Source organism: Microbacterium sp. dk485 (genome assembly GCF_004570445.1).
Taxonomy (GTDB): domain Bacteria; phylum Actinomycetota; class Actinomycetes; order Actinomycetales; family Microbacteriaceae; genus Microbacterium; species Microbacterium wangchenii.
Genome location: NZ_SPQW01000001.1, coordinates 1 through 23,065 on the forward strand (window position 1 = coordinate 1; position 23,065 = coordinate 23,065).

Genomic DNA, 23,065 nt, shown 5'->3' on the forward strand with positions numbered 1-23,065 from the left:
AATCTCACCGGCCAGCAAAGCTGACCGCGAGGTTTTTTGGCATTTGACAAGTGCACGCTGTTGAGTTCTCAAGGATCGGATGCTCCTGCTACTCAGCCTTCCAGCCTCGCCCGCAGGGCAACTTCTCAATCTTACCCCCACACCAACAGGCCGTCGCCGACGCTTCGTGCGTTCCGAACGGAACCGAAACCTCGATGGCGAGCCTCGCGGTGGGGGGAACCCCAATCCTAGACCCGAAGGTCGTCACACTCAAGTGAGTGCGAGGTTTTGGGGGTGGTTCTCCGCTTGAGAGGAAGCGGGGCCTTCCGGCCTCTCCGCTCTCCCCTGTGGGGCGAACAAGTAAGACATTACGCGGGATCCACGGACTCGGCAAATCGCGTGCATCCCTGGCGTGTCGCGCGTGTTTCCGCGGGACCTCGCCGCCGCGTGCGCCACGGGTCAGCGCGGGTGCGCGGCGCGGCGCAGGCCGATGACAACGGCGCAGAGGGCGGCGGTGGCCAGGCCCCACACCGCACACGCGGGCGGAAGCACGCGGTACGCCAGGTGCGCGGCCGTGAAGTCGGCATCCAGGGGCCCCAGCGCCGCCAGCGCGACGAGCCACGTGCCGATCAGCACGGCCGGCAGCGACACCCACCACCCCATGCGCACCACCGCGGGCAGGATGCGCTCGACCGGCTCCGGCCGCCGGCGCGACATCCACACGAGCGACCACACCGCGAGGATCCCCAGGCCCAGGATGCTGGAACCGTGCTGCAGCCAGGTGTACCCGGGAAGCGGCCCCCACCGTTCGGCCAGGATGGGCAGGAGGTCCACTCCCCCGCGGCCGGCATGCGTGAACAGGTCCCACCCGACGTGGGTGAGGACGCCGAGCGCGAGCGAGAGCACGACGAGCCCGAGCGCCGGCCACGACACGCCGCGCGCGCCGAGGCCCAGGGTCTCCCGCAGACCGGACGCCGCCGAGCCGTCCCAGCTCCGCGGCAGCCGTGCGGCGATCGGGCGCGGGGTTAGCTCCCGCACCGCAGGGCGCAGCAGCATACGCCAGATCAGCAGCAGGACGAGGGCGAGCGCGACGGTTCCCGGCAGCCACGTGAGATCGTGGGTCACTCCGTAGCCGGGGACTCCGACCCGGACGAACAGGGGCAGGTCGGGAGTCATCGCCCCGACGGCGACCGCAGCGGGAACCAGCGGGGTGCGCACGAACGCCAGCGCCACGACGGCGTGGCTGGGCGTGAGTGGCATCGGGCGGGGTCAGTCCAGGAACACGCCGGCGAGGGTCTTCTTGCCCCGTCGCAGCACCGACACGCCCCCGGGGAGGGTCCCCGCCACGACCGCGTCCTCGGCCGTGACCCGCGCACCGTCCAGCGACACGCCGCCCTGTCCGATCGCGCGTCGCGCCTCACTGGCGCTGGCGACCAGGCCCGTGGCCTGCAGCGCTTCCACGACGGTTGTCCCCCGCGCCACGCGTGCGTGCGGCAGCTCCTCCAGCGCGCTGCGGAGCGTGGCGGCATCCAGAGTCGCGAGATCGCCCTGCCCGAAGAGGGCGTCGGATGCCGCGGCAACGGCCGCTGCCGCGTGCTCGCCGTGGACGAAGACGGTGACCTCCCTCGCGAGGCGCCGCTGCGCGGCCCGGCGGAAGGGTTCGTCCTGGACGAGCCGCTCGTACTCGGCGATCTCCTCTTGCGTGAGGAACGTGAAGACCTTCAGTCGCGTGATGACGTCGGCGTCGAGGGTGTTGAGCCAGAACTGGTAGAACGCGTACGGGCTGCACATCTGCGGATCCAGCCAGATCGCGTTGCCCTCACTCTTGCCGAACTTCGATCCGTCCGCGTTGGTCATGAGCGGCGTGCCGAGGGCATGAACGGAGGCGCCCTCGACCCGGTGGATCAGGTCGACCCCGCTGGTGAGGTTTCCCCACTGATCGCTGCCGCCGGTCTGCAGCACGCAGCCGTAGGCGCGGAAGAGCTGGAGGTAGTCCAGGCCTTGCAGGATCTGGTAGCTGAACTCGGTGTAGCTGATGCCGGCCTCGGAGTTCAGCCGCGCCGCGACGGCGTCCTTCTTCAGCATCGTGCCGACGCGGTAGTGCTTGCCGATCTCGCGCAGGAAGTCGATCGCGCTCATCGGCGCGGTCCAGTCGAGGTTGTTGACGATGCGCGCGGCACTGTCCCCCTCGAAGCTGAGGAACCGCTCGACCTGGGTCCGCAGCGACCCGACCCACTCCGAGACGGTCTCCTTCGTGTTCAGCGTGCGCTCCGCGGAGGGGCGCGGGTCGCCGATCAGACCGGTCGAGCCCCCGACGAGGCCGAGCGGGCGGTGCCCGGCGAGCTGCAGGCGCCGCATCGTGAGCAGCTGGACGAGGTTGCCCAGGTGCAGGCTCGGGGCGGTCGGATCGAAGCCGCAGTAGAAGACGATCGGGGGTCCACCCAGCAGATCGCGCAGCGACTCGGCATCCGTGGACACGTGCACGAGACCGCGCCACACCAGTTCGTCCCACACGTTGTGGAACGTCGGGTCGTTGGCGGGAGCGAGCGCGCTCACGGCGCTGTCGGTGGAGGAGCTGGGCACGCGCTTCAGGTTATCAGCGGGGCGGCGCCCCACCACACGAGCGCCGCCGCGGCGAGCGCGCACGCCCAGCTCGCGAGGCTCCCGACCAGGAAGTACTCCGCCCGGTCGCCGGACTCGCCGTCGCGGGAGATCTCGGGGAAGCGCACGATCCCCTTCGCGGCGAGGACGGCGGCCAACAGCGTGTACGCGCCGGCAAGGGTCAGGGCGAAGACGAGCACGCGTTCGAGCGGCCCGATGAGCCGACCGCCCTTCAGGCCCGAGCCGGTGGGCACGACCACCGCCTCCTGCCGGAGCGCCGAGCGCACGATGATGTTGCCCGACTCCAGAAGGAACAGCGTCGCACCGGCCACCGCGACGATCGTGTCCACCGAGACCGGGCCGAAGGGCGCCACCGGTTGCCACGCCTCCCCGAGCGGCCCGGCCTGCCCGCGCGGGCCGAGCGCGAGCACCGCGCCGGCGCACACGACGGCGAGGACGGCCGCCGCCCACATGCCGGACCGGCGGGCGCCGTCCGGCGCGACGAGTGCGACCCACAACGCCGCGGCGAGGGCTGCTCCGATCGCGGCGGGGACGGCGTCCACCGCCGAGGCACCCACGAGCAGCACGACGGCGGCGATGACGTACGCGATCACCCGCCGCCGGCCGGGGAGGAACTGCCGGAGCAGGTCGACGCCCCCGATGGCGAGCAGGACGAGCCCGGCGACGATCATGGCCTGCTCCCGTCGGTGAGGATCGCGAAGCCCTCGAGGATCGCCCCGGCCCCGGCTCCGGCGAGCGCCTGGGACACGGCGGACTGCGTGATCCCCTCCGCTTCGGCGAGCGCGCGCTGGGTGCGCCCGATGCAGCGCCCGTACACGAGTCGTCGCGTGCGCTCGCTCATGGCGCCCACGAGCTGGTCCCGGGCGAGCAGGTAGGCGTTGGCGAAGGCGACACGGGAGCGCGCATCGTCATTGTCCGCCCCCTCGGCGACATCGACCCATGTGCGCGCGCTCGGCGCGGCGCGCTGCTGCAGGGCGTGGACCCGCTCGATCGCGGCGCGTGCGGCCCACCATCCGGGCCCGTCGGTGAGTTCGTCGGCGGTGGAGGGGAGGGGCTCGATGTCGCCGAGACCGATCCCGAAGCGGCACTCGAGACCGTCGGGGAGCGCGAGCTGCAGCAGCAGGAGCGCCTTCAGCGCGGCCGTCAGGTCGGGGTATACGCCCTGGAGTTCATCGCCTACTGTCGGCGTCAGGGCCCGCTCGGCGAACGGCTGCTCGCCCTCCACGCGCGCGATCGTCTCCTCGAGCGCGATCTGCGCGGCGGCCCGGTCGCTCAGGCGACGGGAGCCGACGATGTCGGCGATGACCACGGTGGACATTGCATAAGCATACCGCTGATTATTCGAAAATATCAGTCCTCGACTTATCAGAGGCCCAGGGCGTGCGCCACGGCCTGGGCGCGCACCACCAGTTCGCGCCGCTGCTCGCTCACGCGCTCCGGTGCCGTGCCGCCGGCCCCCGAACGGCTGGCGACGGAACCGGCGACCGTGAGCACGTCGCGCACCTCGGGCGTGAGCGCGGGCGACACCTCGGCGAGCAGCTCGTCGGGCGCCTCCTCCAGGCCGATGCCGCGCGCCTCACACGCGCGCACGAGGGAGCCGGAGATCTCGTGCGCGTCACGGAAGGGCACGCCCCGACGCACGAGCCAGTCAGCCACGTCCGTCGCGAGGGAGAACCCCTCCGGGGCGAGCTCGGCCATGCGGGCGGTGTCGAAGCGCAGCGTGGCGATCATCCCGGCGAAGGCGGGAAGCACCAGCTCCAGGGTGCGGACGCTGTCGAAGACCGGCTCCTTGTCCTCCTGGAGGTCGCGGTTGTATGCCAGGGGCAGACCCTTGAGGGTCGCCAGCAGTCCGGTGAGGTTGCCGATCAGCCGGCCCGCCTTGCCGCGGGCGAGCTCGGCGATGTCGGGGTTCTTCTTCTGCGGCATGATGCTCGAGCCGGTCGAATACGCGTCGTCGAGGGTGACGAAGCCGAATTCCCGGGTGTTCCAGATGATCACGTCCTCGGCGAAGCGCGAGAGATCGACCGCGATCATGGCGGTGACGAACGCGAACTCCGCCACGACGTCACGGGATGCGGTGCCGTCCAGGGAGTTCTCCGCCGGACGCGCCAGCCCCAGCTCGCGCGCGACGAGCTCGGGATCCAGCCCCAGCGAGGATCCGGCGAGCGCGCCGCCGCCGTAGGGCGACACCGACGCTCGCACCGACCAGTCGCGGAGGCGCTCGAGCCCCCGCAGGAGGGTCCACCCGTACGCCTGCAGATGATGGGCCAGCAGCACCGGCTGGGCGTGCTGGAGGTGGGTGCGGCCGGGCATCACCGCATCCGCGTGCGCGTCGGCCTGTGCCACGATCGCGTCGATGAGGCGCAGGACCTCGCGCGCGATCGTGCGACCGTGATCGAGCAGGTAGAGCCGGACGAGCGTGGCGATCTGGTCGTTGCGGCTGCGGCCGGCGCGGAGCTTCCCGCCGAGGGCGGGACCGACCTCGGCGATGAGCGCGTTCTCCAGCGCACCGTGGACGTCCTCGTCCTCAGGCGCGGCACGCAGGGTCCCCTCGCTGACACGGGCGGCAAGGGCGTCCAGGCCCGCGTGCATCGCCCTGGCCTCATCGGACGTCAGGTACCCGGCCGCCTCGAGAGCGCGCGCGTGCGCGTGGGATCCGGCGATGTCGTAGAGCGCGAGGTCCCAGTCGAAGTGGGTGGAGCGGCTCAGCGCCGCCAGCTCCGGCGACGGTCCGCCCGCGAACCGTGCGCCCCACAGTGCGCCCTCGTTCGTACCCGAACCCGTCTGATCGCTCATCCCTCCAGCCTACCGACGCCGGCCGGCCGGGCCGGCTCGCGCACGGCCCACGTGCTCAGGCGCGCGATGCCCGCTTCGAGGGGTCCGCGGCCGATCAGCAGCGCCCACGCGGTGCACGCGACGACCAGCGCCAGCGTCAGAGGCCAGAAGGGCTGCAGCGCGCGGAACCCGGACAGATCGCTCGGAGTGCCCAGAACGGATGTGGCCACCACGGCCCACGCCACCAGCTGGGCGACGTACGCCGTCAGCGGCATCGACCCCACCGCCCGCAGCGGGACCACGACCCAGCGCACGGGCGTGGCGCACACCAGCAGGCACAGTCCGATCACCGCGATGGCGAACCCGCCCGAGCCGACGACTTCGAGCACTCCGCTGGAGTGGGCGCGCGCGGTCCACACCGCCCCGAGGATCGACGAGCCCTCCGCCACGACGCCCGAGCCGCTCGCGGCGTCCAGCCCGTAGCCGACGGCGGCCACAGCCGATCCCGCCGCCAGCAGCAGGGCGGCGGTCCGCGGCGAGCGCAGGTCGGTGCGGCCGATCCCCATTCCCGCCAGCAGGAAGGCGATCCACACCGGGAACGGGTAGTGCCAGCCGACCAGCGCCGCCACGGTCAGACCGTCAGGGGTGGACCAGAACGGCGAGGCGTCCCACAGCGCCTGCAAGAAGGGCATCACGACACCCACCACCGCGGCCAGCAGGAACAGCGCGCGAGGCGGGAGGCCCAGGAACGGCAGCGACAGCAGGAACAGGATCGCGTACGCGGGCAGGATGACATAGACCGGGACGCCCGTGGCCACCAGCATCAGCCCCAGGGCCCACAGCAGCAGGGCGCGCAGCGCGATGCGCGCCGAGGCCCGGGCGCGGCGGGGGCCGCGCAGGGGGTGCTGCCCGCCCGTGACGAGGGCGATGGAGACGCCGGCCAGGGTGGCGAACAGGATGGAGGAGCGGCCGTTGGCGATGTCGATCCAGGTCGCCGGATCGCCAGGATCGAACGCGTCGATCACGAGGAGGTGGGCGGCGATCATCCCGATCACCGCGAGCCCGCGGGCAAGGTCGATGCCCGCCAGACGGGGCGGGGCGTCGAACCGACGCCACCGCGAACGGACCCAGCCGGTCAGTCCTGCCGCAGCAGCCACACCAGGAGCGCCTTCTGGGCGTGGAGCCTGTTCTCGGCCTCGTCCCACACGACGCTCTGGGGCCCGTCGATCACCTCGGCGTCGACCTCGAAGCCACGGTCGGCCGGGAGGCAGTGGATGAAGATCGCGTCGGGGCGCGCGATGGCCATCGTCTCGGTGGTCACCTTGTAGGCGCCGAGGTCCCGCAGTCGCGCGAGCTTCTCCTCCTCCTTGCCCATCGACACCCACGTGTCGGTGACGACGACGTCCGCACCCGCGGCCGCCTCGTTCGCGTCGGTGTACAGCGTCACCGAGCCGCCCGTCCGTGCGGCGATCTCGTCGGCATCGGAGAGCACGTCCTCCCGCGGCGCGTACGCGTCGGGCGACGCCACCCGCACGTGCATGCCCGCGGTCGCCCCGGCCAGCACGTACGAATGCGCCATGTTGCTGCGCCCGTCGCCGAAGAACGACAGCGTCAGTCCGGCGAGGTCGCCCTTGTGCTCCCGGATGGTCAGGAGGTCGGCGAGCAGCTGACACGGGTGGAAGTCATCGCTCAGCGCGTTGACGACCGGCACGGTCGTGCCCGCCGCCATCTCCTCCAGCCCCGCCTGGGCGTAGGTGCGCCACACGATCGCGGCGACCTGCCGCTCCAGCACCCGGGCGGTGTCGGAGGGGGTCTCCTTGCCGCCGAGCTGGCTGTTGGCGGTGGAGATGATCAGCGGCGACCCGCCGAGATCGGCGATCCCGACCGCGAACGACACGCGCGTGCGCGTGGAGGACTTGTCGAAGATGACCGCGACGGTCTGGGGCCCCGCGAGCGGCTTGTGACTCCAGCGGTCCTTCTTCAGCTCGATCGCGAGATCGAGGATCTCCGCCTGTTCGGCGGGGCTCAGATCGTCGTCGCGCAGCAGGTGACGGGTCACGCGGGCACTCCCTTCGCCGCGGTGGCGGCATCCTCCAGCAGCAGCGACGAGGCGACCGTGGCCAAAGACGCGGTGAACAACTCGACGAACTCCTCGATCTCGGCATCGCCGATGGTCAGCGGCGGCACCAGCCGGATCGTGAGGTCGTTGGGTGCGTTGATGATCAGGCCGTGCTCCTGAGCGGCCGCGACGACAGCCTTGGCGACGGGATGCGCCAGCGCGACGCCGAGGAGGAGGCCCTGGCCGCGGACGCCGGCCACCAGCGGCGAGCCGATCGCGGAGATCTCCGCGCGCAGCTGCTCGCCGCGACGGCGGGCGTTCTCGAGCAGGCCCGCGTCCTCGATCTCAGCCAGCACGGCCCCCGCGACGGCAGTGCCCAGCGCGTTGCCGCCGAAGGTCGAGCCGTGGGTGCCGGGGTAGAACAGCTCGCTCGCGGCGCCGAAGGTGATGAGCGCCCCGATGGGGAACCCGCCGCCGATGCCCTTGGCGACGGTGATCGCATCGGGCGTGATCCCCGTGTGCTGGAAGGCGAACCACTCCCCCGTGCGTCCCGCGCCGGTCTGGATCTCGTCGACGATGAGCAGCGCGCCGTAGCGGGCGGTGAGTTCCCGTGCGGCCTGGAGGTATCCCTCGGGCAGCTCGACGACGCCGGCCTCGCCCTGGATCGGCTCGACCACGAGCGCGGCGACCCGGTCGTCCATGGCCTCCTCCAGTGCCGCCACGGTCGCGTCGATGTGCTCGACGCCGGGCACCATCGGCAGGAAGTCGGCCTGCAGCGCCGGCTTGGCCGTCATGGCGAGAGTGCCCATCGTGCGGCCGTGGAATCCGCCGTGCAGGGTCAGGATGCGCGTGCGGTCGGCGCCGCCGTGCAGGCGGGCGAGCTTGAAGGCCGCCTCGTTGGCCTCCGCACCGGAGTTGCCGAAGTAGACCCGGCCGCTCGGGCCGGTGCCGGCGAGGCGCTTGAGCCGCGCGGCCAGCGCGAGCTGCGGGGGCGTGGCGAAGTAGTTGGACACGTGCGCGAGGGTCGCCGCCTGCCGCGAGACCGCCTCGACGAAGGCGGGGTGGGCGTGGCCGAGGGCGTCGACGGCGATCCCGGCGAGGAAGTCGAGATGGCGTCGCCCCTCACCGTCCCACACGTAGGCGCCCTCGCCGCGCACGAACAGCGCCATCCGCTCGCCGAAGCTGCGGATGAGGTCGCGTCCGGCGTCCTCCTGCCATGCCGCGCTGTCATCACCGGGCAGCACTGGTGCATCGCTCATGCGACGACCTCCGTTCCGATCCCCTTGCTGGTGAACAGTTCCACGAGCACCGAATGCGGCACCCTCCCGTCGATGATGGCCGCGGTGGGGACGCCGCCGTCCACTGCATCCAGGCACGCCTGCATCTTGGGGATCATCCCCGACTCCAGCCGCGGCATCATCGCGCGCAGCTCCGTCGAGGTGAGGTGGGACACGAGCGATTCGCGGTTGGGCCAGTCGGCATAGAGCCCGGCGACATCGGTAAGGACGACGAGCTTCTGGGCGCCCAGAGCGACGGCCAGGGCCGCGGCGGCGGCATCCGCGTTGACGTTGAGGGAATGGCCGGGGTGATCCAGATCCGGCGCGATGCTGGAGACGATCGGGATCCGACCGGCGGCCAGATGATCGAGCACGGGCTGGGGATCCACCGACACGACGTCGCCCACGCGGCCGAGGTCGTGCTCGACGCCGTCGACGACGACCCCGCGGCGCCGGCCGCCGAAGAGCCCCGCGTCCTCACCGCTGAGCCCCATGGCCAGCGGGCCGTGCGCGTTGACCTTCGCCACCAGCTGCGGGTTGATCTGACCGGTCAGCACCATGCGCACGACGCTGATGGCCTCCGTGGAGGTGACGCGGTATCCGCCCTTGAACTCGCTCGGGATGGCGAGGCGATCCAGCATCGAGGAGATCTGGGGTCCGCCGCCGTGCACGACCACCGGCAGAACGCCGACGTAGCGCAGGTAGGCGATGTCGGCGGCGAAGGCGTCCTGCAGCTCGTCGCTGACCATGGCGTTGCCGCCGTACTTGATCACGATGATCTGGTCGCGGAAGCGCCGCAGCCACGGCAGCGACTCGACGAGGGTCGCTGCCCGCGCGCTCGCGGTGGTCGGGTCGGTGTCCTGCAGGTCGATTCCGGTCATGACGAATAGGCGCTGTTCTCGTGGACGTACTCGTGCGTGAGGTCGTTGGTCAAGATGACGGCGGTCGCCTCGCCGGCTTTCAGGTCGATCACGACGTGGGTGGCCCGCGGCGTCAGATCGACGTCCTCACGGGGGCGGTCGGGGCCCCCCGCGGTGCACACGCGGACGCCGTTCATCCACACGTCCACGTCGTACGGGTCGAACCGGGCCGTCGTCGTGCCGATCGCGGCGAGCACCCGGCCCCAGTTGGGGTCGTTGCCGAAGATCGCGGCTTTGAAGAGGTTGTTGCGGGCGACGGAGCGGCCGACGACGACTGCCTCGTCCTCGGAGGCGGCGCCCCTCACCTCGATGCGGATGTCGTGGCTGGCGCCCTCGGCGTCGGACTGCAGCTGCTCGGCCAGATCCAGGCACACCGCGGCGAGCGCGTCCCGGAATGCTTCCGTCTCGGGGCGGATGCCGCTGGCTCCGCTGACGAGCAGGCTCACCTGGTCGTTCGTGGACATACAGCCGTCCGAGTCGAGGCGGTCGAAGCTCACACGGGTCGCGTGCCGCAGCGCCGCGTCGGCCTCGGCGGAATCCAGCACGGCGTCGGTGGTGAGCACCACGAGCATCGTGGCCAGGCCCGGCGCCAGCATCCCCGCACCCTTGGCCATGCCGCCGATGGTCCACCCGCTCCCGCTGTGCACGACGCGTTTGGGGCGGGAGTCGGTGGTCATGATCGCCAGCGACGCAGCCTCTCCCCCGGTCTCCGACAGCGCTGCGACGCCCTCCTCGACGCCCTGGAGCACCTTGCTGCGGAAGACCTCGTCCCCCGTGCCGATGAGCCCGGTGGAGCAGACCAGGACGTCGCCCGCGCCCACGCCGAGGAGCGCGGCGGCCTTCTCTGCGGTCTGATGCGTGGTCTGGAACCCGAACGAGCCGGTGAAGCAGTTCGCCCCACCGGAATTGAGCACGATCGCCTCGACGACGCCGTCCGCGACGGCCTGCTCGGACCACAGGATGGGGTTCGCCTTGGCCCGGTTGGAGGTGAACACCGCGGCCCCCACCTTGAGCGGGCCGCGGTTCACGACCACGGCGACGTCGGGCTTGCCGCTGGATTTCAGTCCGACGGTCACGCCGGCAGCTTCGAATCCGGCCGGTGCGGTGACGCTCACGGTGCCACTCCGTTCACGCTCAGTCCGCGCGTCTCGGGGAGTCCGAGCGCGATGTTCATCGACTGCACGGCGGCTCCCGCCGTGCCCTTGACGAGGTTGTCCACGGCGGTCACCACGACGACCCGGTTGGCGTCGCGGTCCACCGCGAGCCCCATGAGCGCCGTGTTCGCGCCGATCACATCGGCCGTGCGCGGGAAGTCCCCGGCCGGGAGGACGTGCACGAACGGCTCGCCGTCATAGGCGGCCTCCCACGCGTCGCGGATCTGCGCGTCCGTGACCCCCGGCGCGATCGGCGCCGACGTCGTGGCGAGGATCCCGCGGGCCATGGGCACGAGCACGGGCGTGAACGAGACGCGCACTCCCGCGGCATCCGCCCCTGCCGCCACGAGCGCCTGGCGGATCTCGGGTATGTGCCGGTGCGTCCCGCCCACCGCGTACGGGTTGGCCGATCCGAGGATCTCGGCGGCCAGGAGGTTCGTCTTCAGGCTCTTGCCGGCGCCGCTGGGGCCTACCGCGAGGACGCTGACGATGTCGGCGGCGTCGATGACGCCGGCGGCGACACCGGGAGCGACGCTCAGCGACACCGTGGAGGCGTTGCACCCGGGAGCGGCGATCCGCTTCGCGCCGACGAGCGCCTCGCGCTGCTTGCCGCCGGCGACGGGGAGTTCGGGCACGCCGTAGGTCCACGCCTCCGAGTGGGCTCCGCCGTAGAAGCGGTCCCAGTCCGCGCTGTCGGTCAGGCGGTGATCCGCGCCGGCGTCGATAACGAGGGGCACCTCGGCGAGCGCCTCGGTGTACTGCGCCGATTGGCCGTGCGGCAGTGCCAGCACGACGATGTCGTGGCCGGCGAGGACCTCGGGAGTGGTCTCGCGCAGGGTGAGACCGGCGAGCGAGCGCAGGTGCGGCTGGTGCTCGATCAGCGGGCGGCCGGCGCTGGTGTGCGCGGTGACCGTGCGGATCTGGACGTCGGGGTGCTCGGCGAGCAGTCGCAGCACCTCACCGCCGGCGTAGCCGGATGCGCCGGAGACGGCGACCGAATAGGGCATGACTTCAACCTTAAGTCTGGGACGAGGGGGCCGGTGACGGCGACACCCGGCCGCAGACGCGTTCCGGGGTCGCCTAGAGTCGGCGGCCGTCGCGGCGCACGCGCACAGCGCCCCCGCTGAGCGGGAGCGGGGCGAAGCCGGCGGAAAGCATGGGGCGACCTTAGTCCCGCCCCCGCCCGGTCTGCAAATTCGCCCGCCGGGCCGGCCGGCGCCGAATGCGGCGGCCCGGCGGGGTCGGAGGGTTCGGCCAGGATGGAGCTGTGCTGACCTCCCTCGCCGTCGCCGGATACCGCTCGCTGCGCGAAGTGGTGATCCCCCTCCAGCGCCTCACGGTCGTGACCGGGCCCAACGGGTCGGGCAAGTCGAACCTGTACCGGGCCCTGCGGCTGCTGTCCACCGTCGCCGCCGGCGACCTCGTGGCGGCCGTGGCGCGGGAAGGCGGGCTGTCCTCGCTCATGTGGGCGGGGCCCGAGGGCGGCGAGGGGGACGAGGGCACACGACGCCGGGGCCCGGTGGCGGTGCTGCTGGGATTCGCGTCCGAGGACTTCGGGTACCTCGTGGATCTGGGACTGCCGCAGGCCGAGCGGTCCAGCATGTTCGTGCGCGACCCGGAGATCAAACGCGAGCAGGTGTTCTCCGGCGCCGTCGCCAAACCCGCCACCCTCCTCGTGGACCGGCTGCGCGCCGTCACGCGCGTGCGCGAAGACGCCTGGCGCACGCTGGACCAGCACCTCGCGTCCTACGAGAGCGTCGTGACGGATCTCGCCGACGGCGAAGCGGCGCCCGAGCTGCTCGCCCTGCGCCGTCAGCTGTCCCAATGGCGCTTCTACGACCATTTCCGCGTCGACGCGGAGGCACCGGCGCGTCGCCCTCAGGTCGGGACGCGCACGCGCCGGCTGGCCGATGACGGGGCCGATATCGCCGCGGCGTGGCAGACCGTGCGTGAATCCGGCACGGGCGCGCGCCTGGACGACGAGGTGGACCGCGCCTTCCCCGGAAGCCGCGTGGAGATCGGCGCCGAGGACGGGCGCTTCCGCCTGATGTGGCGCCAGCCCGGCCTTCTGCGTCCGCTCTCGGGCGAAGAGCTCTCGGACGGCACCCTGCGCTACCTGCTGCTCGCCGTCGCGCTCCTGGCCCCCGAGCCGCCGCCACTGATCGTGCTCAACGAGCCGGAGGCGAGCCTGCACCCCGACCTGCTGCATCCGCTGGCCGACCTGATCGCCGCCGCATCCGAGACCACCCAGGTGCTCGTGGTCACGCACGCCGAGCCGCTCGCGGACGCCCTGGAAGCCGCCGGCGCACTGCTGCACCGCCTGGAGCCGGGCCGCGGCGGCACCCGGATCTCCGGCCAGGGTGCACTGGACCGCCCGCCGTGGCACTGGCCCTCGCGCTGACGCGTCAGTCGCGGATGGCTGCCCCGAATCGCTCGGCCGCCGCGGCCACGCCGGCCAGCTTCGCCTCCGTGGCCTCGGCGGCGGTGAGCGTGCGGTCGGGCGCGCGGAACCGCAGCGCGAAGGTGAGGCTCTTCCGCCCCTCCGGCACACCCGCCCCGCGGTAGTCATCGACCAGACGCAATGACTCCAGCAAGTCGCCGGCCCCGTCCACGAGCGCGGCGCGGACGTCGGCTGCAGGCACGTCGGCGCCCACGACCAGTGACACGTCCTGCGTTGCGGCGGGGTACCCCGACAAGGACGCGGCCACGACGCGGTCAGCGGCCCGCTCCAGCAGGGCGTCCAGGTTCAGCTCGGCCACCGCGACGCGACCGGGCAGATCGGCGGCCGCGGCCACGGCCGGCAGCACCTCCCCCGCGTAGCCGACCTCGACGTCGCCGACGGTGAGGATCCCCGTGCGGCCGGGATGCAGCGCCGCGCGCTCGCCCTGGGTCACGGAGATCTCCACCCCAGCGGCCGCGGCGATCGTGCGCACGGCGTCCAGGACGTCGGCGACGTCGAACGGCTCGGCGTCCTGCCCCGGCTGCTTGGCGACGCGGTTGCCGGTGACGAGCACCGCGATGTGGCGCGGCTGCGGCGGGATGGCCGCATCCAGCGCTCCGAGCGTCGCCGCATCCGGACGGACGGCGGGAGCCGGCACCGTCTCGGTGCCGTACGTCACGCCCGCCTCGGGGACGACGACGATGCCTGCTTCGAACAGCGAGAGGTCGGTGAAGCCGCGCGAGACGTTGCGGTGGGCGACCTGGAGGAGCCCGGGGATCAGCGAGCGGCGCAGGAACGGCGCCTGGCCGTCGAGCGGGTTGGCGAGCTTGATGCTCGGCACGTGCGCGCCGGTCGCGGATCCGTGCAGGTCGTTCTGCTGCTCGGTGGTGAAGCCGAACGAGAGCGTCTCGACGTACCCCGCGGCCGCGAGCGCGTTGGCGACGCGGCGCCGCCCCTGCTGGGCGGGCGTGAACCCGCGCCCGGAGGGCGGGATCGGCAGGGTCGAGGGGATGCGGTCGTACCCGCTGATGCGGGCGACCTCCTCGGCGAGCGTCCACTTGTCGGTGAGGTCGGGGCGCCACGACGGCGGGATGACCGTCCACGCCTCACCGGCGTCCTCGGTCACCTCGCAGCCGATCTTCTCCAGGGCGCCGGTGATCTCCGCCTCGGTGTAGTCCACGCCGATGAGGCCGGGGACGAACGCCTTGGGCAGCTCGACGGCCTCGACGAAGATCTCCGTGAACAGCGCGCCGCCGATCTCGGTGTCCAGCGTCCCGCCGGCGTGCTCGACCATGAGATCGGCCACGCGTCGGGCGGCGACGAAGGGGATCAGCGGGTCGACACCGCGCTCGAAGCGCCGCGACGCCTCGGAGGGCAGCTTGTGGCGCCGCGCGGTCCGGGCGATCGTGACGGGGTCGAAGATCGCCGCCTCGATCAGCACGTTGCGGGTGGCGTCCGTCATCTCCGTCGTGCCGCCGCCCATGACCCCGGCGAGGCCGATGGGTCCGGACTCGTCGGTGATGAGGAGGTCTTCGACGCTGAGCGCGCGCTCCTTGCCGTCGAGCGTCGTGAGCTTCTCGCCCTCGTGCGCGCGGCGCACCGTGATGCCGCCGGTGAGCGTGTCGAGGTCGTACCCGTGGATGGGGTTGCCGAGCTCGAGCATGACGTAGTTCGTGATGTCGATCAGGATGCCCAGCGGCCGGATGCCGGCGAGGGTCAGGCGCGCGACCATCCACGGCGGCGTGGGCCGGGCGGGGTCGACGTCGCGCACAATGCGTGCGACGAATTCACTCGCCCCCACGCGCCCGCGGATGGGCCTTTCGTCCACGACGGCGACGGGGAAGCCGCCGGTGGGCTGCTCCAGCTCTTCGAAGGCCCGGTCGCCCGGGTCGCGGAACGCCGCGCCGGTGGCGTGGGAGTACTCCCGTGCGACGCCGCGCAGACTCAGCGCGTAACCGCGGTCGGGCGTGACGTTGATCTCGACGGCGATGTCGTCCAGCCCCAGCAGGGCGATCGCGTCGGTGCCCACCTCCGGGTCGAGGCCGAGCTCGGCCAGACGGAGGATGCCGGAGTGCTCGTCGCCGAGCCCGAGCTCCCTGGCGGACGCGATCATGCCGTCGGAGACGTGCCCGTACGTCTTGCGCGCCGCGATCGGGAAGGGCCCGGGGAGCACGGCGCCGGGGAGGGTCACGACGACCTTGTCACCGGCGAGGAAGTTGTGCGCGCCGCACACGATGCCGCGCACACCCCCGTTGCCCTCGCCGACGTCGACCTGGCACCAGCGGATCGTCTTGCCGTTGGACTGCGGCTCCTCGACGAAGTCCACGACCTGTCCCACCACGATGGGACCGGTCAGCTCGAAGCCGTGGACGTCCTCCTCCTCGAAGCCGACGGAGACGAGGGAGGCGAGGATGTCGTCGGCCGTGGCATCCGCCGGCACATCGACGTACTCGCGCAGCCAAGAGATCGGGACGCGCATCAGACCACCATTCCGAACTGCTCGCTGAAGCGGACATCGCCCTCGGCCATGTCGCGCATGTCCTGCACATCCGAGCGGAACATCAGCGTCCGCTCGAAGCCCATGCCGAAGGCGAACCCGGAGTACACCTCCGGGTCGATCCCGGCCGCGCGCAGGACGTTGGGGTTGACCATGCCGCAGCCGCCCCATTCGATCCATCGCGCGCCGCCCTTGAACGTGGGGTGCCACAGGTCGAACTCCGCCGACGGCTCGGTGAAGGGGAAGTAGTTCGCGCGCATGCGGGTGCGCGCCTCCTCGCCGAACAGCTGCTGCGCGACGTGATCGAGCGTCCCGCGCAGGTGGGCCATCGTGATGCCCTTGTCCACGACGAGGCCCTCGAACTGGCTGAAGACCGGCAGGTGGGTGGCGTCGAACTCGTCGGTGCGGAAGACCCGCCCCGGCGAGACGATGTAGATCGGGAGGTCGCGCGTGAGCATCGTGCGCATCTGCACGGGGCTCGTCTGGGTGCGCAGCAGCAGGTGACGAGCGACGGGGTCGACGTAGAAGGTGTCCTGCATCTGACGCGCGGGGTGGTCGGCGTCCAGGTTGAGCGCGTCGAAGTTGTACCACTCGTGCTCGAGCTCGGGACCCTCCGCGATCTCCCATCCCATGCCGACGAAGATGTCGCCGACGTGGTCCTGAAGCAGCGTGAGCGGATGCCGCGCCCCCACACGCGCGCGCTGGGGCAGCGCCGTGATGTCGATGCGCTCGGATTCCAGCTTCGCGGCGGTCTCCGCTTCCGCCAGCGCGGCCTCGCGCGCGGCGATGGCCTGGTTCACGCGTCCGCGCGCCTGCCCCACGAGCTTCCCGAAGGCGGCCTTGTTCTCGGGCGCCACATCCCGCAGGCGGGCGTTCAGCCGCGCGAGAGCCGAGCCCTCGCCGGAGTGGGCGGCGCGGACGGCTTTCAGCTCGGCGGTATCGGCGGCGGCGTCGATCGCGGCCAGCGCCGCGTCGACGGCGGCCGCGACGGCCTCGGGGGTGATCTCGGGTGCATCGGACACGAGAGTCGAGTCTACCGACGGGCGGATGCGGCTCCCGCCGTGCGGCTGCTTAGATCCCGGTGCCGGTGTTCGTTCCGTCGTATTTGCCGAGTCCGCGCTGAGCGACGATGAGCTCGGTGTCGGTCACTTCCTGCGTGGGCTGGTTCGCCCCCGCAACGTTCACCGCGCGCGGCGAACGGCGCAGGCGCTTCTCGGCGAGGGTCGCCACGCCCGACAACGCGAGACACAGCGCGATGTAGATGGCACCGACCACCATGGTCGCGGGGATGATCGGGGAGCCGATGCTGGCCTGCGAGCCGAGGAACTTGGCGTAGAACAGCAGCTCCGGGTAGGTGATGATGAACCCGAGCGCGGTGTCCTTGAGCGTCACGACCAGCTGCGCGATGATCACCGGCAGCATCGCGCGGATCGCCTGCGGAAGCAGGATGAGCCGCATGACGCCGGACTTGCGGAGGCCGATCGCGTAGCCGGCCTCCTTCTGTCCGCGCGGCAGCGACTCCACACCGGCGCGGAAGACCTCCGCGAGCACGGATCCGTTGTAGGCGATCAACGCGATCACGACGGCCCAGTAGGGCTCCATCCGGACGCCGATCACGGGGAAGCCGTAGTACAGCAGGAACATGAAGATGAGCACCGGCACGGCACGCAGCAGCTCGATCACGACCGTGAACGGCACGCGCACCCAGGCGTGGTCGGACAGACGTCCGATCGCGAGCACGAAGCCCAGGACGAGGGCGCCGACCGCCGCCGTGGCGAAGGCCGCCAGCGTGCGCAGCGTGGCCTGTCCGATGTTGATCCACACGTTGGTGTAGGTGAACGCGGACCACTTCTGCGCCGTGAACTGCCCGGTCGCCGCAAGCCGCCACACGAAGAAGCCGAGGACGGCGAGGACCACCAGGACCGTCAGAACCCCCAGGACGCGGTTGCGCGCCATCGCGCGGGGTCCGGGGACGTCGTACAGGACACTGCTCATCGCGCGATCCTCCAGCGGTTCTCCAGGGTGCGCTGCAGCCAGGACAGCACGAGCACCAGCACGACGAAGATGACCATGACCCACAGGATCACGACGAACTGGTTCTCGCCGCGCTCACTGAGGTAGTTGCGGATGGATCCCAGGTTGATGACGGAGAAGCCGGCGGCCACGGTGGTGTTCTTCAGCAGGGCGATGAACACGCTCATCATGGGCGGGATGACGGAGCGGAACGCCTGCGGCATGACGACGCTGCCCATCACCTGACCGAACGTCAGCCCCAGCGCACGTGCCGCCTCGGCCTGGCCGACCGGCACGGTGTTGATCCCGGAGCGGATGGTCTCGGCCACATACGTCGCGGTGTAGACGCCCAGGGCGCACACCGCCAGCGTGACGGAGACCGACTGCGTCAGGCGCAGGCCGAGCAGCGGCGGCAGCGCGAAGGAGAAGGCGAAGAACACCAGAGTCAGGGGCGTGTTCCGGATGGTGTTGACGTAGACGGTGCCCACGGCGCGGGCGACCGGGATCGGAGACACGCGCATCGCGCCCACGATGGTGCCCAGGACCAGGGCGAGGGCGCCTCCTGCCACGAACAGGAAGAGGGTGCCCAGCAGGAACGTCCACCACAGGTCGAGATTGTCGGTGATGACACCCACGCGCGATCCTTTCCTTCCACAACGGCTGAGGCGGGGGCGGCGCAGGTGCGCCGCCCCCGGGAACTCACTGCTCTACGTCGGGCTGTTCTGCTTCGATGCCCGCGGGGGCGAGGTGCTGCTCGAACAGCGCGGTCCACACGTCGCCGCCGTCGGTGAACAGGGCGTTGATGTAGTCCTTCATCGCCGTGTCGCCTTTTTCCAGGCCCACGCCGTAGCGCTCCTCGCTGAAGGGCTCGCCGGCGATCTTCAGGACGTCGGGCTCGAGCGCGACGTAGCCGGCGAGGATCGCCTCATCCGTCGTGATCGCGTCCACCGAACCGGCCTTCAGCTGCTCGACGCACTGCGAGTACGTGTCGTACTCCACGGCGTCGCCCGGGTTGTACTCGTCACGGATGCGCTGCAGCGGGGTCGACCCCGTCACGGAGCACACGATCTTGCCCTCGAGGTCGTCGGGGCCGTTGATCGAGTCGTCGTCGGCGGCGACCAGGAGGCCCTGACCCGTGATGAAGTACGGGCCGGCGAAGTCGATCTGCTGCTTGCGCGCGTCGGTGATCGAATACGTGCCGACGTAGTAGTCGATGTCGCCGTTCACGATCGCCTGCTCGCGGTTGGCGGAGGGGATCGTGACGTACTCGATCTGGTCCTCGTCGAAGCCGAGCGAGGCGGCGATCCAGCGCGCGATGTCGACGTCGAAGCCGGTGCGCTCACCGCTGGCGGCGTCTTCGTAGCCGAGCCCGGGCTGGTCGTTCTTGACGCCGACGATGACGCCGTCGCGCTCGACCATGCGGTCGTACGTGGGGCTGCCCTCGAGGTCGACCTCGGTGGCGACTTCCCACAGGGCTTCGTCCCCGCCGGTCTGTTCGCCGCCTCCGCCGGATCCGGCGCTGGGCGAGCCGCTGTTGCAACCGGCGAGGGTGATCATGGCGACGGCGGCCAGGCCGAGGCCGGTGAGGATCCGGGACTTTCGCATGTGAGAACTCCTTGTGGGATCTGCTGTGGATGGACGGGGTCAGTGCGTGATGAGCTTGGAGAGGAAGTCCTTGGCCCGCGCCGAGCGCGGGGAGGTGAAGAAGCCCTCCGGCTGCTGCTCCTCGACGATCAGGCCGTCGGCCATGAAGACCACGCGGTCGGCGGCCTTGCGGGCGAAGCCCATCTCGTGGGTCACGACGATCATGGTCATGCCGTCGCGGGCGAGTCCGACCATGACGTCGAGGACCTCGTTGATCATCTCGGGGTCCAGCGCGCTGGTGGGCTCGTCAAAGAGCATGAGCTTCGGACGCATCGCGAGCGCCCGCGCGATCGCGACGCGCTGCTGCTGCCCGCCGGACAGCTGTGCGGGCAGCTTGTTGGCCTGCGCATCCACGCCCACGCGCTCCAGGAGCTCGTGCGCCTCCCGCTCGGCGTCGGCCTTCTTCTTCCCGCGCACCTTGATCGGGCCGAGCGTCACGTTCTCCAGGATCGTGAGGTGGGCGAACAGGTTGAACGACTGGAAGACCATCCCGACGTCGGCCCGGAGTTCGGCCAGGGGCTTGCCCTCCTTGGGCAGCTCCCGCCCGTCGACCGTGATCGAGCCGGACGAGATGGTCTCCAGCCGGTTGATCGTGCGGCACAGGGTCGATTTCCCGGATCCGGACGGACCGATCACGACGACGACCTCGCCGCGGTGCACGGTCAGGTTGATGTCCTTGAGTGCCTGGAAGTCGCCGTAGTGCTTCTGGACGTCCGTGAGCACGACAAGGGGGTCGCCGCTGGCGCGGGAGTCGGAGGTCTCCATGGTTACACCCTAGGAGTGCGCGGCACCGGCAACCAGCCGACGCCGCGGGGCTTTACCGACTTGTAACAGCACCGCGGTCTTCGGAGGCCTCCCCCGCACGCTGCGCGAAGGCCGTCTCGTACAGGCACACGCTCGCCGCGGTGGCCAGGTTCAGCGATTCCGCGCGACCGTAGATGGGCAGGCGCAGCGCCAGGTCGGCCTGGGCCAGCGCATCCTCCTCGAGCCCGCGGGCCTCGTTGCCGAACAGCCACGCGGTCGGCTCGGCGAGCACCGCGCGGGATTCGAGGAAGTCGGCGCCGCCGACGTCGGCGGCGATGACGCGCATGCCGGCCGCGTGGGCGCGCTCGACGGCGCTGGAGAGCTCGGCCCCCACCGCCACCGGGAGGTGGAACAGCGATCCGGTGCTCGCGCGCACGACCTTGGGGTTGTAGGGGTCGACCGTGCGACCGGTCAGCACCACGGCGTCGGCGCCGGCGGCATCGGCGGCGCGGATGATCGTGCCGAGGTTCCCGGGGTCGCGCACCTCTTCGCAGATCGCGATGAGGCGCGGGCCGGCGGCGAAGATGTCCTTCATCGCGGTGGGAGCCTGCTGGGCGACGGCGACGATCCCCTGAGGCGTCACGGTGTCCGCCATCGCGTCCAGGACGTCCTCGCTGGTGAACTGGATCTCGATGCCGGCGGCGTGCGCGGCATCCCGGACATCGGCATGCCGTTCGACGGCGGTGGGCGTCGCGAACAGCTCCACAACGCTCCCGGGGACCCACGCGAGGGCCTCCCGCGCGGCCTGGGGACCTTCCAGCAGGAACAGTCCCGTCTCCTGGCGCGCGCTGCGCTTGCTCAGTTTCGCGACGGCTCGCACGCGCGGTGACCGCGGATTCTCCAGCACCCCTTCAGTGTATGGGCCGCCCCGGCTCTCCCCGACACGTCCCGGCACGCGGAAGGGGCGCCCTCCGTGGAGGACGCCCCTGTCTCGTGCGCGGTGCTACGCGGTCTTGGCGGCGTTGACGTCGCCGGGCAGCGCGTTCTTCGCGGTCTCCACGAGCGACGCGAACACGGCCGGCTCGTGCACGGCCAGCTCGGCGAGCATGCGGCGGTCCACCTGCACGCCGGCCAGGCCCAGGCCCTGGATGAACCGGTTGTACGTCATGCCGTTCTGACGCGCGGCGGCGTTGATGCGCTGGATCCACAGGCGGCGGAAGTCGCCCTTGCGCTTGCGGCGGTCGCGGTACGCGTAGACGAGCGAGTGGGTGACCTGCTCCTTCGCCTTGCGGTACAGGCGCGAACGCTGTCCGCGGTAGCCGGACGCGCGCTCGAGGATGACGCGACGCTTCTTGTGGGCGTTGACGGCCCGCTTGACTCTAGCCATTTCTTCTACTTCCTAACGTGCGTCGGCGCTCAGATGCCGAGGAGCTTCTTGGCGACCTTCGCGTCGCCCTTGGCGAGGACCTGGTCCTGCGACAGGCGACGGGTGCGCTTGGTCGGCTTGCCTTCGAAGTTGTGGCGGAGGTTCGCCTGCTGCTTCATGATCTTCCCGCTGCCGGTGACCTTGAAACGCTTCTTGGCACCCGAGTGGGTCTTCTGCTTCGGCATTTCTCTTCCTTCGTTGTGGTTCCCGCTCGGGCGGGAGTTCGGGGGGCCTTACTCGGCCGGTGCTTCGGCGGGCGCGTCGGTGTCGCCCTCGGCCGGCGCGTCGCCGCGAGCGGCCGAACGGGCGGCTTCCTTGTTGGCAGCGCGCTGGGCGTTCTGCTCGGCCTTCGCCTCGGACTTGTTCTTGTGCGGTGCGACCACCATCACCATGTTGCGACCGTCGATGGTCGGGTTCGACTCGACCGTGCCGAACTCGGCGACGTCCTCGGCGAACTTGCGCAGGAGACGCACACCCTGCTCGGGGCGCGACTGCTCGCGACCGCGGAACAGGATCATCGCCTTGACCTTGTCGCCGGCCTGCAGGAAGCCTTCGGCGCGCTTGAGCTTGGTGATGTAGTCGTGCGCTTCGATCTTCAGACGGAACCGGACCTCCTTGAGGACGGTGTTCGCCTGGTTGCGACGCGCTTCCTTGGCCTTCTGCGCAGCCTCGTACTTGAACTTGCCGTAGTCCATGATCTTGACCACGGGCGGCTTCGAGTTGGGGGCCACCTCTACGAGATCGAGGTCGGCCTCCTGGGCCAGGCGCAGCGCCACCTCGATGCGGACGACGCCGACCTGCTCACCCGCGGGTCCGACGAGGCGGACCTCGGGGACGCGGATGCGGTCGTTGGTGCGGGGATCGCTGATGCGGAACTCCTCTTCTGCGACTGTCGGCTCCCACGCCGCGGGTGCGACGTGAGCGAAGAGGAAACGCACGCCACCCGGCACGACGCGATCAGCGCCGGCTTCTCGCACCCGAACAGCCCCGGGGACGGGGCGGAGTGCGTGGACCCGGTAGCCTGGAGCGGCGAACGGGTGGGATGGAATCCTCTTTCGTCCGAAGCAGAACGCTCCGGAGCCCGCCATAGTCTAACAGAGAGAACGCTGTGCACACGATCCCCGGTAGTGAGCCCACCCCCGACCCCGAGACCGAGCGCCTGGCCCGCTGGGAGGAGCAGGAGCGCGCCGCCGCATCCGCCACCCGCGACATCGCCGACGTCCCCGCCGTGGAGGTCATCACGACCACCGCCGTGCACCTGCTCAGCGCCGCCGCGGTGAAGGTCGGGCTGGCCGACGACCCCGAGAACCAGACCGACCTGGACGAGGCCCGCAAGATCATCAACGCCCTCGCGGGCCTCATCACCGCCGGCGCCCCCGAGATCAGCGACATGCACGCCCGCTCGCTGCGCGACGGCCTGCGCTCCGTGCAGCTGGCCTTCCGCGAGGCCTCCCCGCTCCCCGACCCCATCGGCAAGGGGCCGGGCGAGAAGTGGACGGGGCCCGTCACGTAAGC

General features: G+C 71.1%; 23 protein-coding genes. 2 read left to right on the plus strand and 21 right to left on the minus strand.

Annotation, left to right across the window (positions count from 1 at the left end):
* Positions 1–438 precede the first annotated feature (438 nt).
* From E4V99_RS00005 to argC, 11 genes are read right to left on the minus strand one after another with little or no spacing between them, the layout of a single operon-like run.
* Positions 439–1,239, minus strand: a complete 801-nt coding sequence (locus E4V99_RS00005; RefSeq protein WP_135116012.1) for a DUF4184 family protein — start codon at positions 1,237–1,239, stop codon at positions 439–441.
* A gap of 9 nt (positions 1,240–1,248) precedes the next feature.
* Complete coding sequence (gene tyrS / locus E4V99_RS00010; RefSeq protein ID WP_135116013.1) at positions 1,249–2,562, minus strand: tyrosine--tRNA ligase; 1,314 nt, start codon at positions 2,560–2,562, stop codon at positions 1,249–1,251.
* A 5-nt stretch (positions 2,563–2,567) separates the two neighbouring features.
* Positions 2,568–3,272, minus strand: a complete 705-nt coding sequence (locus tag E4V99_RS00015) for a hypothetical protein (protein WP_135065057.1) — start codon at positions 3,270–3,272, stop codon at positions 2,568–2,570.
* Entirely contained in the window at positions 3,269–3,919 is a 651-nt protein-coding gene (locus tag E4V99_RS00020) for a SatD family protein (RefSeq protein WP_135116014.1), read from the minus strand. The genes E4V99_RS00015 and E4V99_RS00020 overlap by 4 nt, the downstream gene beginning before the upstream one ends.
* 47 nt (positions 3,920–3,966) lie before the next feature.
* Entirely contained in the window at positions 3,967–5,397 is a 1,431-nt protein-coding gene (gene argH / locus E4V99_RS00025; RefSeq protein WP_135065051.1) for an argininosuccinate lyase, read from the minus strand.
* On the minus strand, positions 5,394–6,533 hold the full coding sequence (locus tag E4V99_RS00030) for a heparan-alpha-glucosaminide N-acetyltransferase domain-containing protein (RefSeq protein ID WP_245233090.1): 1,140 nt from the start codon (positions 6,531–6,533) through the stop codon (positions 5,394–5,396). The genes argH and E4V99_RS00030 overlap by 4 nt, the downstream gene beginning before the upstream one ends.
* Positions 6,512–7,435 carry an ornithine carbamoyltransferase gene (gene argF, locus E4V99_RS00035; RefSeq protein WP_135065048.1) on the minus strand — a complete coding sequence of 308 codons (924 nt, stop codon included), beginning with the start codon at positions 7,433–7,435 and terminating at the stop codon, positions 6,512–6,514. Before argF ends, E4V99_RS00030 begins: the two co-directional genes overlap by 22 nt.
* The gene (locus E4V99_RS00040) at positions 7,432–8,694 is read right to left on the minus strand and encodes an acetylornithine transaminase (RefSeq protein WP_135116015.1); all 1,263 of its coding nucleotides are present in this window, start codon (positions 8,692–8,694) and stop codon (positions 7,432–7,434) included. The genes argF and E4V99_RS00040 overlap by 4 nt, the downstream gene beginning before the upstream one ends.
* Positions 8,691–9,593: an acetylglutamate kinase gene (gene argB, locus E4V99_RS00045; RefSeq protein ID WP_135065042.1), complete on the minus strand. Its 903-nt coding sequence runs from the start codon at positions 9,591–9,593 to the stop codon at positions 8,691–8,693. Before argB ends, E4V99_RS00040 begins: the two co-directional genes overlap by 4 nt.
* Entirely contained in the window at positions 9,590–10,747 is a 1,158-nt protein-coding gene (argJ, locus tag E4V99_RS00050) for a bifunctional glutamate N-acetyltransferase/amino-acid acetyltransferase ArgJ (RefSeq protein ID WP_135065039.1), read from the minus strand. Before argJ ends, argB begins: the two co-directional genes overlap by 4 nt.
* Entirely contained in the window at positions 10,744–11,793 is a 1,050-nt protein-coding gene (gene argC, locus E4V99_RS00055) for an N-acetyl-gamma-glutamyl-phosphate reductase (RefSeq protein ID WP_135065035.1), read from the minus strand. The genes argJ and argC overlap by 4 nt, the downstream gene beginning before the upstream one ends.
* A gap of 260 nt (positions 11,794–12,053) precedes the next feature.
* Here argC and E4V99_RS00060 point away from each other — a divergent pair, with 260 nt between their 5' ends.
* Complete coding sequence (locus E4V99_RS00060) at positions 12,054–13,187, plus strand: AAA family ATPase (protein WP_135065031.1); 1,134 nt, start codon at positions 12,054–12,056, stop codon at positions 13,185–13,187.
* A 4-nt stretch (positions 13,188–13,191) separates the two neighbouring features.
* Here the strand turns inward: E4V99_RS00060 and pheT are convergent, their stop codons facing one another.
* The 10 genes from pheT to infC all read right to left on the minus strand — a co-directional run bounded on the left by pheT (position 13,192) and on the right by infC (position 22,419).
* The gene (gene pheT / locus E4V99_RS00065; protein WP_135116016.1) at positions 13,192–15,705 is read right to left on the minus strand and encodes a phenylalanine--tRNA ligase subunit beta; all 2,514 of its coding nucleotides are present in this window, start codon (positions 15,703–15,705) and stop codon (positions 13,192–13,194) included.
* The gene (gene pheS / locus E4V99_RS00070; RefSeq protein ID WP_135065025.1) at positions 15,705–16,745 is read right to left on the minus strand and encodes a phenylalanine--tRNA ligase subunit alpha; all 1,041 of its coding nucleotides are present in this window, start codon (positions 16,743–16,745) and stop codon (positions 15,705–15,707) included. Before pheS ends, pheT begins: the two co-directional genes overlap by 1 nt.
* Before the next feature lie 49 nt (positions 16,746–16,794).
* On the minus strand, positions 16,795–17,718 hold the full coding sequence (locus E4V99_RS00075) for an amino acid ABC transporter permease (RefSeq protein ID WP_135116017.1): 924 nt from the start codon (positions 17,716–17,718) through the stop codon (positions 16,795–16,797).
* The gene (locus tag E4V99_RS00080) at positions 17,715–18,371 is read right to left on the minus strand and encodes an amino acid ABC transporter permease (protein WP_135065019.1); all 657 of its coding nucleotides are present in this window, start codon (positions 18,369–18,371) and stop codon (positions 17,715–17,717) included. Before E4V99_RS00080 ends, E4V99_RS00075 begins: the two co-directional genes overlap by 4 nt.
* A gap of 64 nt (positions 18,372–18,435) precedes the next feature.
* On the minus strand, positions 18,436–19,341 hold the full coding sequence (locus tag E4V99_RS00085; protein ID WP_135116018.1) for a glutamate ABC transporter substrate-binding protein: 906 nt from the start codon (positions 19,339–19,341) through the stop codon (positions 18,436–18,438).
* Between the two features lie 39 nt (positions 19,342–19,380).
* On the minus strand, positions 19,381–20,145 hold the full coding sequence (locus E4V99_RS00090; protein WP_135065014.1) for an amino acid ABC transporter ATP-binding protein: 765 nt from the start codon (positions 20,143–20,145) through the stop codon (positions 19,381–19,383).
* A gap of 52 nt (positions 20,146–20,197) precedes the next feature.
* Positions 20,198–21,031, minus strand: coding sequence for an RNA methyltransferase (locus E4V99_RS00095; protein ID WP_135065011.1), 834 nt, complete (start codon positions 21,029–21,031; stop codon positions 20,198–20,200).
* Between the two features lie 96 nt (positions 21,032–21,127).
* Positions 21,128–21,511, minus strand: coding sequence for a 50S ribosomal protein L20 (gene rplT, locus E4V99_RS00100; RefSeq protein WP_135065008.1), 384 nt, complete (start codon positions 21,509–21,511; stop codon positions 21,128–21,130).
* A gap of 29 nt (positions 21,512–21,540) precedes the next feature.
* Entirely contained in the window at positions 21,541–21,735 is a 195-nt protein-coding gene (gene rpmI, locus E4V99_RS00105; protein ID WP_135065005.1) for a 50S ribosomal protein L35, read from the minus strand.
* A gap of 48 nt (positions 21,736–21,783) precedes the next feature.
* Positions 21,784–22,419, minus strand: a complete 636-nt coding sequence (gene infC, locus E4V99_RS00110) for a translation initiation factor IF-3 (RefSeq protein WP_135071010.1) — start codon at positions 22,417–22,419, stop codon at positions 21,784–21,786.
* A gap of 290 nt (positions 22,420–22,709) precedes the next feature.
* On the opposite strand from infC, the gene E4V99_RS00115 reads away from it, so the two are divergent.
* Positions 22,710–23,063 carry a DUF1844 domain-containing protein gene (locus E4V99_RS00115; protein WP_240742929.1) on the plus strand — a complete coding sequence of 118 codons (354 nt, stop codon included), beginning with the start codon at positions 22,710–22,712 and terminating at the stop codon, positions 23,061–23,063.
* The last annotated feature ends 2 nt before the right edge of the window (positions 23,064–23,065 follow it).